At 38.4% G+C, this 12,606-nt stretch carries 13 protein-coding genes and 1 tRNA gene; 6 read left to right on the top strand and 8 right to left on the bottom strand.

Features of this window, described 5'->3' with window-relative positions; all coding sequences use genetic code 11:
- Positions 1-288: 288 nt before the first annotated feature.
- Positions 289-362 (bottom strand) — tRNA-Met (locus PVV69_RS06630).
- Between the two features lie 167 nt (positions 363-529).
- On the opposite strand from PVV69_RS06630, the gene PVV69_RS06625 reads away from it, so the two are divergent.
- Positions 530-1,486 carry a Gfo/Idh/MocA family protein gene (locus PVV69_RS06625; RefSeq protein WP_273756924.1) on the top strand — a complete coding sequence of 319 codons (957 nt, stop codon included), beginning with the start codon at positions 530-532 and terminating at the stop codon, positions 1,484-1,486.
- 49 nt (positions 1,487-1,535) lie between these two features.
- Positions 1,536-2,654 (top strand): DegT/DnrJ/EryC1/StrS aminotransferase family protein, encoded by a 1,119-nt coding sequence (locus PVV69_RS06620; RefSeq protein WP_273756923.1) that lies wholly within the window; start codon positions 1,536-1,538, stop codon positions 2,652-2,654.
- 235 nt (positions 2,655-2,889) lie between these two features.
- On the opposite strand, the gene PVV69_RS06615 is transcribed toward PVV69_RS06620, so the two are convergent.
- A complete protein-coding gene (locus PVV69_RS06615; protein ID WP_273756922.1) occupies positions 2,890-3,540 on the bottom strand; it encodes a hypothetical protein in 651 nt (216 codons plus the stop codon).
- A 26-nt stretch (positions 3,541-3,566) separates the two neighbouring features.
- Entirely contained in the window at positions 3,567-4,163 is a 597-nt protein-coding gene (locus tag PVV69_RS06610) for a DUF1134 domain-containing protein (protein ID WP_273756921.1), read from the bottom strand.
- A gap of 215 nt (positions 4,164-4,378) precedes the next feature.
- On the opposite strand from PVV69_RS06610, the gene chpT reads away from it, so the two are divergent.
- Positions 4,379-5,017, top strand: a complete 639-nt coding sequence (gene chpT, locus PVV69_RS06605; RefSeq protein WP_273719771.1) for a histidine phosphotransferase ChpT — start codon at positions 4,379-4,381, stop codon at positions 5,015-5,017.
- A 214-nt stretch (positions 5,018-5,231) separates the two neighbouring features.
- Here the strand turns inward: chpT and ctrA are convergent, their stop codons facing one another.
- Both ctrA and PVV69_RS06595 read right to left on the bottom strand, forming a co-directional pair.
- Positions 5,232-5,933 carry a response regulator transcription factor CtrA gene (ctrA, locus tag PVV69_RS06600; protein WP_273756920.1) on the bottom strand — a complete coding sequence of 234 codons (702 nt, stop codon included), beginning with the start codon at positions 5,931-5,933 and terminating at the stop codon, positions 5,232-5,234.
- A 21-nt stretch (positions 5,934-5,954) separates the two neighbouring features.
- The gene (locus PVV69_RS06595) at positions 5,955-6,083 is read right to left on the bottom strand and encodes a hypothetical protein (RefSeq protein WP_273756919.1); all 129 of its coding nucleotides are present in this window, start codon (positions 6,081-6,083) and stop codon (positions 5,955-5,957) included.
- 416 nt (positions 6,084-6,499) lie between these two features.
- Between PVV69_RS06595 and PVV69_RS06590 the strand changes: the two genes are divergently transcribed.
- Complete coding sequence (locus PVV69_RS06590) at positions 6,500-6,886, top strand: flagellar export protein FliJ (RefSeq protein ID WP_273756918.1); 387 nt, start codon at positions 6,500-6,502, stop codon at positions 6,884-6,886.
- Between the two features lie 127 nt (positions 6,887-7,013).
- On the opposite strand, the gene PVV69_RS06585 is transcribed toward PVV69_RS06590, so the two are convergent.
- Positions 7,014-7,289: a DUF1153 domain-containing protein gene (locus tag PVV69_RS06585; RefSeq protein WP_273719775.1), complete on the bottom strand. Its 276-nt coding sequence runs from the start codon at positions 7,287-7,289 to the stop codon at positions 7,014-7,016.
- Positions 7,290-7,656: 367 nt separating this feature from the next.
- Between PVV69_RS06585 and mnmA the strand changes: the two genes are divergently transcribed.
- On the top strand, positions 7,657-8,892 hold the full coding sequence (gene mnmA, locus PVV69_RS06580; protein WP_273756917.1) for a tRNA 2-thiouridine(34) synthase MnmA: 1,236 nt from the start codon (positions 7,657-7,659) through the stop codon (positions 8,890-8,892).
- 41 nt (positions 8,893-8,933) lie between these two features.
- On the opposite strand, the gene PVV69_RS06575 is transcribed toward mnmA, so the two are convergent.
- Entirely contained in the window at positions 8,934-9,749 is an 816-nt protein-coding gene (locus tag PVV69_RS06575; protein ID WP_273719777.1) for an RNA methyltransferase, read from the bottom strand.
- A 704-nt stretch (positions 9,750-10,453) separates the two neighbouring features.
- On the opposite strand from PVV69_RS06575, the gene PVV69_RS06570 reads away from it, so the two are divergent.
- Positions 10,454-11,362 carry a cation diffusion facilitator family transporter gene (locus PVV69_RS06570; protein ID WP_273756916.1) on the top strand — a complete coding sequence of 303 codons (909 nt, stop codon included), beginning with the start codon at positions 10,454-10,456 and terminating at the stop codon, positions 11,360-11,362.
- A 343-nt stretch (positions 11,363-11,705) separates the two neighbouring features.
- On the opposite strand, the gene PVV69_RS06565 is transcribed toward PVV69_RS06570, so the two are convergent.
- Positions 11,706-12,602, bottom strand: coding sequence for a metallophosphoesterase (locus PVV69_RS06565; RefSeq protein ID WP_273756915.1), 897 nt, complete (start codon positions 12,600-12,602; stop codon positions 11,706-11,708).
- Between the last annotated feature and the right edge of the window lie 4 nt (positions 12,603-12,606).

Here is a 12,606-nt window from a genome sequence, read left to right as displayed (position 1 = left end):
TACAGAAAAATTATCACTCAATTTATTCTAAAAGAGGTTATAAATGCTGCGTCTCAAATAATCCGACTCCGGTTCAAGAACGCATCATCTCAAATTGCGATTTATTAGAGGAAGAAAAAAGATTCATAAAAGAGGTTTTAAATACCCTTTGAAAGGTCTTTGAAGACCCTTTGAAAACACCTTAAAAAACCTTTAAAAGAAAATAAATTGGTACAAAACCTGGTGTCAAAATATACAAAACCTGCTGGCAAGCTACAGGCAAGCTACAACAGCTTGAAAAGAAAACGGTAGCGGAGGAGGGATTTGAACCCCCGACACAAGGATTATGATTCCTCTGCTCTAACCTACTGAGCTACTCCGCCACATAAAAATATGAGCACATGACTTCATCTTTTGCGGATATAAGAGGTAGAATAGTAAGATGTCAAGCGTCGTTTTTAAGCTTTTCTCTTGTCATTCTATTTTATCATCGATATGGAGTATTAGGGAAATATAATTTTTATATGATGAGGTGAGGTAAAGCATAAAAATGGCGCCACGTGTAGCGGTTTTAGGATGCGGTCATTGGGGTGGGAATCATATACGAACACTCCAAAGTCTTGGGGCTTTAACAGCAGTTTCTGATGTTGATAGTGCTCGTGCAGCAAGTTTTGCAAGTATGTATGGCGTTGATGTTGTCGCGCCTGATGATATTTTCACTTATAGAGATATTGACGCGTTGGTGTTAGCACTACCTCCGCAGCTTCATACAGAAAATGTTTTGCGTGCTGTAAAAAATGGTAAAGATGTTTTGGTTGAAAAACCAATAGCTTTGAATATTACTGATGCTGAACGCCAAGTAAAAATTGCTCGTCAATACAAACGGATTTTTATGGTGGGCCATATTTTAAGGTTTCATCCTGCTTTTGAAAAAATGTGTGAATTGGTGAAAAGCGGAGAACTGGGGGAGGTGCGTTATATTTATTCTCATCGGTTAGGCTTTGGAAAATTTCATACACAAAGTGATGCTCTATGGGATCTTGCTCCGCATGATCTCTCAATGATTTTGGCTGTCACGGGATGTGAACCTTCTGAAGTTCGCGGTGAGGGTGGAGCTATCATTGATCAGTGTTCTGATTTTGCTCATATTCATATGACTTTTCCAAATGGTATTCGTAGCCATCTTTTTACTTCACGCTTGAGTTCTTATCGTGAAAGGCTTTTAACGGTTGTTGGTACAAAGGCTATGCTTGTTTTTGATGATATGAAACCATGGAGCTGTAAATTGGCATTGCACCGTTTTTCCGTTTGGAAAGAGAGTCAAGAGTGGGCTTTTAGCACTGATGAGGTGAACTATATTGATGTGTGTGAAGGTTTGCCGCTTACTTGTGAATTACAGCATTTCCTTCATTGTATTAAAACGCGTCAAGCACCTCGCACAAATGGTGATGATGCCATTGCTGTTTTACGGATTTTAACTGCTGCTCATGTCAACTATCAGAGATAAAAGAGATAAGTAGCCCTTTTGCATTCTTGTGATGATTAATGGAGTTAGTATGCAATTCATCGACCTTGGAGCGCAGCGTGCGCGTATTGAAGACAAAATTAATTCTGCAATTGCGCATGTGATCGCCAGTGGTAAATATATTTTGGGACCTAAAGTGACAGAATTTGAAGAGCGATTGGCCGATTATCTTGGTGTTAAACATGTGATTGCATGTGCCAATGGAACAGATGCATTGAAGATGCCTCTTATGGCTAGAAATATTGGTCCAGGTGATGCTGTCTTTTGTCCTAGTTTCACGTTTTCTGCAACCGTTGAAGTTGTCGCTTTGGTGGGAGCTGAACCTGTTTTTGTTGATGTTTTACCTGATACATTCAATATTGATGTTGGAAAACTTTGTGATGCAATCGAAATGATTAAAAAAGAGGGGCGTCTTAAACCAAAGGCAATTATTGCTGTTGATTTGTTTGGCCTTCCTGCTGATTACGCGCAAATTGCTAGCGTGGCGGCAGAAGAAAATCTGTTTGTGATTGAAGATGCTGCACAGTCAATGGGAGGACGAAGCGGTAATACTATGTGCGGCGCTTTTGGTGATGTGGCTGCCACAAGTTTTTATCCTGCAAAACCGTTGGGCTGTTATGGTGATGGAGGCGCTATGATGACCAATGATGATCATTTGGCAGAACTTTTACGTTCGATTCTCTTTCATGGTAAAGGTGAAACGCAATATGACAATGTGCGTATTGGTATGAATTCGCGTCTAGACACTATTCAAGCTGCAATTTTATTAGAAAAGTTTGGTATCTTTGAAGAAGAGATGGAAAAGCGTGTGGTGATTGCTCAATATTATTCCAATCATTTAAGAGATATTGTGACAGTTCCAGAAGTGGGAGAGAATGTTCGTTGTGCCTATGCACAATATACTCTTAAAGTAAAAAAACGTGACGAATTAAAGGACTACTTACAGAAAAACTCTATTCCTACAATGGTTTATTACAAAACTCCTTTGCATCAACAGCCCGCTTATAAGCATTTTCCTTATGTAAAAGGTTCTCTTGATGTTTCTGAATCCCTGGGAGCCCATGTTTTAAGTTTACCCATGCATCCTTATTTAACGCAAAATGATCAGGATATGATCATTCAGAAAATAAAAGATTTTTATCATTCTTGAGAGAATATCTTTCTCTCTAAAAGTTCGTTAATAGTGGGCTTTATTTTGCTGATCTCTTGGAAATATTTTTTAAAATAAAGCCCAAATTACCACTGGACTCTTCAGTGTGTCTTTGTATCCTAAAAGACAGATGTGATGCTTTTTTATCTCAAGATGGTAACGGCAATATTTATGCTACAAAGATAGAGTTAGTATTATCAATCTAGATGTTTATTTGAGCTATTTTGAAGATAAATTATGTAAGAGGTGTTTTTTTTGTGCAGGTTATTTTTTTGCGAATGCGCGATGCGAGATCGTTTGTGTTTTTGGAATTTTTAATCAATGTGCAGATGGGGGATGTAGCTCCTTCCTGTAGTGCTATTTGAGCAGCTAATGTTGCTGCTAATTCCTTTGTTTCTTCACGCAGTTCATCTAAGAGTTGCTGGTTTTCTGTTGTATCGAGCGCATTGATTTGAATTTTTTGTAAACGTTGTTGATAATGTGCGATTTTTTCACGCATAGTTTTAATTTCCCTTATGAAATTATTTGTTGAGATAAGATTTTGTTGGGTTGTGATAGCTTCCTTTGAGGAGGAAGATATGTTTTGTGTAGGAAAACATAGTTGGTAAAGCTGTTCTGTTGTTTGGCTAAGTTGTATTTTTTGTTGCGCATATTTTTTTTGCAAAAATTCATATTTTTGTTCATTGCGCGCAAGTTCCACAGCGTGTTGTGCACAGAGAAAATTGTAGTTTGCTTGCACTTCAGTGAGTGACAATGGAATTTGTGCAGAAACACTCTTCTGCGCAAAATGAACAGCTTTACGCCAAATAAGGGGGGTCCAAAGCACTAATAACCACGCTGTGCAAGCAACTCCAAGAATAAAAAAAAGAAGCGATTGAATAAGCATAAATCCCCTTTTTAAGAATATTCCGTTTAAAATGGATTCCATGTCGGTTTGGGTGTTAATTTTAAATATCCTACATTGATGCCAAGGCGTGCACCAATACCTGTTCGGACGGGAACGAGTAAGACATTGTGGCGTTTTAGGACATGAAAACCAACACCTGCAATTAAATAGGCCGAACCTGAAATACCACCATAGCGTCCCCATAAATTATTTATATGATTAAGATCGTAAACTAAGATCATGAGACGGGAACCTTGTCCACCAAAATCCCATCCTACAGAAGGGCCTTGCCAAAAAACTTTATGTTGACCGTAGAGTTTTGTAAAAAGTCTTCCCTCACCATAGGTTAGTCCCGCAAAAAAGGCGCCAGAAGCCTCTTCCCCTAAAATATAGGCATTTGGATAACCGTATTGTGAAAAGATATTTTCAATTGCTGCTGCTATACCGCTCGTTGTTTTTCCAAAAAAAATATGACCAGAATCAATGATTTCTTGCAGAGAATAATGAGGTTCATGTTGTTCTATTGGTTGAACTTGTGCATTTGCAGTGTTGATGATGATGAATAAAAGGAAGATAAGAGATACAATGTTTTTGTACCAGCGTATTAGAAAAGAGAGGGCCATAGAGTTTTTCCCTTTTGTTGGTTACAAACAAGGAGATCATATTAGGATTTTCATTCTATTCAAATAAAAAATAAGATGTAAGGTTATTTAAATTCTTGAATTTGTTTCTAAAAAATTAGCGTGATTGTTCAATTTTTCTATATGTATGCATTGGATGTTAAGAGTTTTGCTTTAAAAGCAAGCTTGTTTTTAAATTTTTGGAGTTCTCAATAATTATGACATTAGCTGTTTCTTTGAAGCCTATGGATCTTGCGGCTTTGCTTTGTAGCCGTCTTTGCCATGATTTGATCTCACCTGTTGGTGCTATTCAAAATGCGATGGAGCTTTATGATGAGGGAGGAGCTGAAGAAGATGCTTTGCAATTGGTGCGTTGGTCCGTTGCGAGTGCTTCTGCGCGTCTACAATTTGCACGATTGGCTTTTGGCTTTGCAGGTGCAAGTGGGGGACAAATAGATACACGTACCGCTGAGCAGGTGGCTCAACAATATATGAAAGAAGAAAAAGCAATTTTAAAATGGCAAATTCCTGCTCTGCTTTTACCAAAAAATGAAGTTAAACTTTTGCTTAATTTGTTATTGATTGCAAATACAACTGTTTCTCGTGAGGGAGAAATCGTTGTTATGATTATGCAAGAGGAAAATAAACGTTCTTTTCGCTTTGAAGTTTGTGGTAAAAATCTCCGTATTCCTTCTCATTTTCTTGCATTGTATAATGGAGAAATTCAGGAAGAGCTTATCGATGCTCATGGTATTCAATTTTATTACACAGTCTTACTTGCTGAAATGACAGATATGAAAATAAATATCAATGAAACTGAGGGGTGTCTTGTTTTAGAAAGTGTGAAGAATCTTTGAATAAGATACAAGTGCCTAAGCCATATTTGGAAAGGATGGCTTAGAATATATTCGTGAGCGATGAGATTATATTTGGAAATGGGAGGGTTGAGGATCCTAAAGCTTTAAGCCTTTTTCTCTATTAAGAGATTGCTTGTATGGAAGCCTTTATTTTGTAACAGAGAAAAAATCTCGGCCCGCTACTCCGAGATTTTACAATGTGCGTTTTCACTGCTTAAGCGGTTTTACGTATGTTTTCTTCAACGGGATCACGTAATACATAACCACGTCCCCAAACCGTATCAATATAATTTACGTGAGAAGAAACAGCTTCTAATTTTTTACGCAGTTTACAGATAAAAACATCAATAATTTTAAGCTCTGGTTCATCCATTCCACCGTAGAGATGATTGAGAAACATTTCTTTGGTGAGTGTCGTACCTTTGCGCAGAGAGAGAAGCTCTAGCATTTGATACTCTTTCCCAGTTAAATGAACAGGACGTCCAGAAACTTCGACTGTTTTTGCATCAAGGTTAACAGTGAGATCGCCGGTAACAATAACTGATTGCGCATGCCCTTTCGAACGGCGAACAACCGCATGAATACGCGCAATAAGCTCATCCTTATGGAAGGGTTTTGTCATATAATCATCAGCACCAAAGCCAAAACCACGCACTTTATCTTCAATGGCATTCATACCAGAAAGAATGAGGACAGGGGTTTTTATTTTTGCTAATCTGAGGGTTCGCAGGACATCATAGCCTGACATATCAGGTAGATTTAGATCAAGCAAAATGATATCATAATCATAAAGCTTTCCTAAATCGACACCTTCTTCACCTAGATCAGTGATATAAACATTAAAATTTGCTGATTTAAGCATGAGCTCAATGCTCTGTGTCATTGCTTTATCATCTTCAATTAATAATACGCGCATTTTAATCCCTCACTTTGCTCTTTACGAATCAGAAAGAGCACTTTGCATTTTATCATCAGGTAAAACTACCGTTGATAAAAATAACTTACGAAACCAAACGCTTAATAATAAAGCGTTTATGAATATTTCAGCAGTACGCGTAACAATCACCACTGAATTCCCCACTATCCATGATAGTGGTTAACAAAATATTTTTATTTTTAAAAGAGGTTAAAAAATATTTTAGAAAAATAGCATATTTGTGAACTTAATGAAAAAATAAAATGCTTTTTCCACGGAAAATTGACTTTAAGAAAATCTTATAAGGGACTACTTTAATTGCTTTTTTAAAATTGCAGTTTTTGTTTACTGAGCTTTAAATCTCTTTGTTCTATAGTGAAAGCGAAAAGTGAAGAAATGGTTATTTCTTTTGAAAAAATATTGTGTTCGTCAAGTACTTTAAGGAAAGGCAGAAATTATCGTTTTAAATTTGAAAATGGATTGTTTTCGTCAGAAAAAGTCCAACTAACGTATATATTAAAGTGCGAATAGGAATTTTGAGCAGGCGTAATCAAGGAGTAGTGAGTATGAAGCCACGGGAAAGTATAGTGCGATTGAGGATGTTTCAAGTGCGTGGGAAGTATCGTGAAATTGCACAGCTTGAGATGATGATTGCAGAATTTGAGCGAATGGTGTTGGAATTAGAAGCGCAAATTATTAACGAAGAACGTAAATCTGGCAACAATGATGTTCACCATTTTGCTTATTCTGCTTTTGCTCGTGCAGCGCGGCAGAGACGCGATAATCTTGTAAATTCGATTCGTGATTTGCAGTTGCAAAAAACAAATGCTGAAATGACTCTTCATGAAATCAAGGGAGAGCTACAGCGTGCACAGCTTCTTGAGGCGCGGGGAAAAAAAGCATTCACGGATGATGAGAATGTTTTAAGTCACTCTAACTCAATGACGGGCTGATAAAAACTATCGTTTAAAAATTAATATTTTGAGATGTTTATATGTTGAGATGCGAAAAAACAGCCAAACTTGAAAAAGTTTGGCTGTTTGTATTTTAAGCTATTATCGAATCACTATCACTGGCGAATTAGTGCCTGTAATGTTGGATTTTGGTGGTTCGTAATCCAGCCAAACCGTGTTCATCGATCAAACTTTGCCATGAAAGAAATTCTTCTACGGTCAAAGTATAGCGTTGACACGCCTCATCAAGACTTAACAATCCACCTCTAACAGCCGCAACAACCTCAGCTTTGCGACGGATTACCCACCGCCTTGTGGTTTTGGGCGGTAGATCAGCAATGGTAAGCGGACTTCCATCTGGTCCAATAACATATTTCATTTGTGTTTTTATCAGGTTGGTCATTCTATCCTCTACCTTTAGTCAAGGATTTGATTCGTTTGTAAAACATGAAATTTAAAAAAGAGCTAAACGCGTTGAAAAAAAATTAATAAAGTAAGCAAGACAATAAAAAATATGCTTCAAAGTGAAGCGCGCTAAGTAATCTTTTGTAATATTTCTATCGATTTTTTTGAAGAATAGAAAAGATTTTTATTGTGCCTTATTTTCATCATTCTTTTTTTGTCTGCAGCCGCTTTTAAGAAAGTGATGCTATTGGTTGTGGAAAGGATAAAAAAACAATATAAGAGAAGGGTGAATAGCATAAAAGCAATGAATAGCGCATATTAGGGGCATTAATATACAGGTGTCCATTAAAATAGAGAATGAATACATGTTTTTGAACAGTCTTGATTTACCAGGACGGCCTGAGAATTCCCGTATTGTTGTGGCAATGTCGGGTGGAGTTGATTCATCGGTTGTGGCAGGCCTTTTGAAAAAGGAAGGCTATGATGTCATTGGGATTACCTTGCAACTTTATGATCATGGTGCAGCAACACATCGGGTGGGGGCATGTTGTGCTGGACAAGATATTGAGGATGCTCGCCGCGTAGCAGAGACATTGGGTATACCTCATTACGTTCTTGATTATGAAAAGCGTTTTCGTGAAGCGGTCATTGATCCTTTTGCAGAAAGTTATGCTCATGGTGAGACTCCTGTGCCATGTGTGGCGTGCAATCAGACTGTTAAATTTGCTGATCTCTTAGCAACGGCGCGTCAATTAGGTGCGGATGCTTTGGCAACGGGGCATTATATTCGCTCGCGTTCCCATGGTGTGCATCGGGCACTTTTTCGCCCTCTCGATAGTGATCGCGATCAGAGCTACTTCCTCTTTGCAACGACACAAGAGCAGATTGATTATTTGCGTTTTCCGCTAGGTGACCTTCCCAAAGCACGGGTTCGTGAAATAGCGGCAGAAATGGGGTTTGTTGTTGCCAATAAGCATGATAGTCAGGATATTTGTTTTGTTCCGCAAGGAAAATATTCTGATGTTATCACAAAATTGCGTCCAGAGGCTGCTAATCCTGGAGTTATTGTGCATATTGATGGAAAGGTTTTAGGAAAACATGCGGGAATTGTTCATTATACCGTTGGACAACGCCGTGGTATTGGTGTTGCAACGGGTGAAGCGCTTTATGTGGTTTATCTCGATGTAGAAAATGCGCGGGTTATTGTTGGCCCACGTGAAATGTTGGAAACACATAAACTCTTTTTGCGTGATGTGAATTGGCTTGGAGATGAGCCGTTGGATAATTTTCCCTCCGATGGTGTCGAGGTGGCTGTAAAAGTTCGTTCAACCCGTCCTCCGCATCTTGCGCGTTTGCATTATCAAGAGGGTGTTTTTTCCGTTGATTTGTTGGAACGTGAGAATGCTGTGGCACCAGGACAAGCTTGTGTTCTTTATGATGGGAAGAGTAATGAAGCGCGTGTGCTTGGAGGAGGGTTTGTAACTCGTTCAGAACGTGCTGCGGATACTGAAGTGATGTTGAAACGCCTTTTGTGCAATCTGGAAACAAAAACGGCTGTTGCTTCAGACTTTAAAACAATGGCATCTTATAAATATAAGTAATCTACTTACCGGATATTTTGCTATTTACAGTGGTATTGCTTTTAGGAGAGTTTTGCAAAATCGCTGAAATGGGCAAGTGCAATACCTGTTGCTGTGGCGACATTAAGGCTGTCAAAACCGTGAGCCATGGGAATGCGTAAGGTTTCTGATTTTTGTAGGACATGGGTTGGTAAGCCGTCACCTTCTGTTCCCAAAATAAGAGCTGTCTTTTTTGTTGGTTTTGCTTGCTTTAGAGTGTGGGGCGCAGAGGGCGAAAGCGAATAGAGATGAAAATCTGCAGCGTTTAGCGTTGCCATAATGTCATCAATATCCGCACCTTGCGTATAGGGTACCTTGAGAGCTGCTCCAGTAGAAACTCTGATGGATTTGCGGTAGAGTGGATCGCATGAGGTTTTATCAATGATAATACCATGGCTGGCAAAAGCAGCTGCATTGCGAAAAATGGCTCCCATATTATCGTGATTAGAGATACCACATAAAACCAGAATCAAAGCTTCAGTCGGGAGTTCTTGTAAAAAAAATTGTAATGATGGGAGTGTTGTACGTTTACCAATACCAAGCACACCACGATGAACATGAAAGCCGGTAATATCATCCATGATTTTTTGATGGACACAATAAATGGGGCATGTTGGCTGTGTTTTTTCTAAAAGGGGCATCAGGCTAGGGAGGCGTTCTCTCACTATAAGCAGAGAGAGAGCAGAAAATTCTTTGGAAGCTAGCAATGTCGATAATATAACTTTACCTTCAGCTATAAATTGATGTCGTCGTCCAACAAGATCTTTTTCACGGATATTATGATAGTCTCGCAAACGTAGATCATCAGTTTCAGAAATTGTTGTGATATTTAAATGCATAGAGGAGATTTAATATTCTTTTTTCTCAATTGCTAGATGTTTAATATTTGCTTTTGTTTGAAGGGAAGGATAAAAAAAATTTATTATTTTAAAACTTATGATAGAATTGTGTTGACAAAATACAACCATAGGTATAATGTAAGAATACCGAGTGCGGTACAATGTAGTTTGTTTTCGTATCGGATGCAGGGTCTTAGGTCCCCGCTATTTCCTAAGCTCTGCATACCCTTAATCTCTAAGGGAAAAGAATCTGGGTCCCCAATGCTCAGATTCTTTTTTTTTGGGGGGGAAGCGTTCTCTTTTTTTGTTCCTGAAGATCATTTTTGAGTTTTTTAGCAGTCATATTTTTTGCTCCAGTTGAGGTATGAGGTTGCATTGGAAGGTGACGCGATCTTTTTTATTGTGTGCAATGCTACTGATATATTTATGAAGTTACTTAAAAGTTTATGAGATGATAAAGATAATACCTTTGATTTTTCTCAAAGGAGATTTTTATTTCTTGTTGGAGTCTCTGCGTTACTTTATTTATGGTGTTATATTGTGTAACAGCTTTGGTATTGAGATGACAATGATGCGCTGTGAGATTCGTTTATCTTGTAAAATTTCTATGAAGTTGCAGGAGTAATGGTAGTATATCAAGAATGTCACAGGGAGTAGAGTTTAAAATGCTCTTCCTTATTTTGTAAAGAAGAATGGGCGTGGTGATGGGTGCCAAAATCAATATACAGAATTTAACCCTATACTCTATCTTCGTTGCATGTATCGTTTTCGCTTTGAAATATTGGGCATATCACATCACCGGTTCGGTTGCGCTTTATTCGGATGCATTAGAATCAATCGTCAATATACTTGCATCATTGGCGGCGTGGTGGGCGGTTAAAGTGAGTATGAAGCCGGCTGATCACGATCATCCTTTTGGACATCATAAGGCAGAATATTTTTCTGCGATTCTTGAAGGAATCCTGATCATTATTGCAGCAATTATCATTTTGAGAGAAGCATGGATGGTTCTCTCAACCGTAAAATTATTACAAAAGCCCGGAGTATGGCTCGTTATTCATGTTGTGGCAAGTGTTATAAATTGCATGTGGGGTTGGATTCTCATCCATCAGGGAAAAATTCATCGTTCACCAGCTCTTAAAGCTGATGGAATACATTTCATAACAGATGTTTTTACGTCCCTTGCTATTTTAATTGGTTTAGTTGCTGGTTTTTTCAGTGGATGGGGTGTTTTAGATCCAATTTTAGCGATTATTGTTGCTGTTAATATTCTTTTGCAAGGCTGGAAGGTTATTAACAGTGCTGTTCAGGGTTTAATGGATGTTGGCGTTGAATTGAATGAGACTATGCGGATTCGTGAGCTTATTTCTGCAAATGCACAGGGAGCACTTGAAGTTCATGATTTGCTTACCCGTGTTGCTGGTAGAGTGACTTTTATAGAATTTCATTTGGTTGTACCTGCGGTGATGTCGGTAGGAGAAGCACATCGGATTTGCGATAAAATTGAAGGTGCTCTTCAAGAAGAATTTGATAATGTGCGTATTTCTATTCATGTTGAGCCTGAGGAAGAGGCTAAGTTGCCTCCGGGTACAACGGTGGTTCCTTTTCTCTAAAAAGATTTTTTCCAATTCTCTATTGTAGCATGTAACATTATGTTTTAAGGGAGAGTATAAGGCATATTTCTATACTCAAGGTGCTTTTCTGTAGCTGATTTTTTGGCATTGGCCAGATAAAGATAAGGTTGAAGTAAAATATTGATGACAAGACTTATCCGATAAGCTGGTGGGGTGGAAGCATATAAGTCGTTGGTAGGTAATTTGGGAGAAACCAATCTGCCCTTTGTTTTATGGTTAAGAATTTTTGTTCTGCTAAACGGGGAAAGAGAAAAAATTGTTTTAACCCAAAGATGTCTTTATTGTTTGCTTGTTTTTACAATTTTTAGGGTTTACAAAATGTTTAAAGATTTATTGTTTCACTACAGGCGATTTCGTTTTTTTGATTGATGAGGCTATAGCGTTGCAATTGGCAGCGCCATTGAGAGCTTTCACCATCAATGGCAAATAAATTAAATCCTGCGGGTGGTTTTTTATCACCAAAAGCTTGTGATGCGGAGGAAACACCAACAATAGGAATTTTTCCTGTTGCGCCTTGAATGGTCTTCAATGTGGGAAGATGGGTATGTCCATGAAGAACGAGTTCACAGCCATGATGTTTGATAATGTTTAAAAAACGCTCGATGCCCCATAGTTTCTTATGCCAAAAGGTGGCGTGATGAAAGGGGGGATGATGGATAATGACAACACGAAAAAGTTTGCGTGTTGCAGCTTCATTTAAAAGTTGCGATAAAGCTTGTGCTTGCTTTTTGCCAAAATAACCAAAAGCTTGAAAAGGTGGTGTCGCAATGGCTGAGGAAGCACTGATAATAGCGACGTTCTTGCGAATACGCATATAAGGAAAAGCCTTTTTTTGAAGGGTATCACCTTCGATCCAAGGTTTGAAAAGGGTACAGGCTTTTTGAAATGCTCCACGGACATAGGCATCATGATTGCCAAATGTTAAGGAAATATTTTGAGGCTCTCCTTGGTTCAATAACCAATGACGCGCTTGTTCAAATTCTTTATCAAGAGCAAGATTAACAAGATCACCAGAGATGACAAGATGATCAGGATTTGTCTTTTTCAAGTGATCCATTAAAATGTCTAGGACATTTGTTGCCATTTGGTTCTTACGCTTTTTTTGCCAATTCAGATAGCCCGTAAGACGCTTTCCACAAAGTTCAAAGAAAGAAGGTTGCGGCAAAGGTGCAAGATGCACATCTGATATATGAGCAAGATAAAACATAGACGTTAGCATAGCG

Source organism: Bartonella sp. MM73XJBT (assembly GCF_028618465.1).
GTDB lineage: Bacteria > Pseudomonadota > Alphaproteobacteria > Rhizobiales > Rhizobiaceae > Bartonella.
The sequence above is the reverse complement of the archived record's forward strand: the minus strand, read 5'-3'. Positions and strand labels throughout refer to the sequence as shown.